We start from the raw sequence: 727 nt of genomic DNA on the forward strand, positions 1-727 counted from the left end.
GTGAGTGCCGCCACGGCCGCAGCAAGGTCAACAGATCGTGTCGGGAACGCGTCGATGACCGTGGTCAGGTCGTCGACCGTGAAACGACCGACCGTCCTGATGATCGGTTCGTGGGTGAGGAGCGCGGCGAGGAGCCCCGGCAGGTGACCCTGATGCGCGGCCGCCCGCGCCAGCACGATCAACCCCTGGTGCAGCTGGGGTACCGCTGCGGGCGCGAGCAGAACCGCGGCAAGATCTGGCTGTCCGGTGGGAGCGGCCGGGGCCAGGACCTGGCCGATGAGATGCTCAGCGATCCGGTCCGGTTGCAACGCCCCCCAGTAGCGGCCGTCGGGGGCGGGGTAGAGATGCCGCAGCCATTCCGCGAACGCCAACCGCTCGGAAGCCGGCTGGCCGTCCAGATCAGGAAGCCGCCCGATCGCGGCGACCGCGTCCGCCCGGTCCACCGCCCCACACAGCGCCGCTGCGCCAACCGCCTCCCGCAACAGCACATCCGGGTAGCGCGGGGCCAGGCCGCGCACGGTCGCGGTCGCCGTCCAGTAGCGCTGTTCATGGTCGAGGAGCACATCGGCGACGTCCCGGCCCGGGCCGGTCCCGGCAACCCGATGCGGTCCGGCTTGCAGCAGACCGGTCAGCGCCGTCATGTGCAACGTCAACGCCAGGCCGTACCGACCATCAGAAAGATCAGTTGGGGTGGGCAGGGTGGCGGCCAACGCCGGCCAGTCCGCCG

Annotated in this window: 1 pseudogene; it reads right to left on the minus strand. The window is 71.1% G+C overall.

The features are described from left to right. Window positions 1-727, minus strand: a pseudogene (locus U9977_RS24400) (hypothetical protein); the annotation flags it as partial.

This window comes from Protofrankia sp. Cas8 (genome assembly GCF_963555845.1).
In the GTDB taxonomy this organism is placed as follows: Bacteria; Actinomycetota; Actinomycetes; order Frankiales; family Frankiaceae; genus Protofrankia.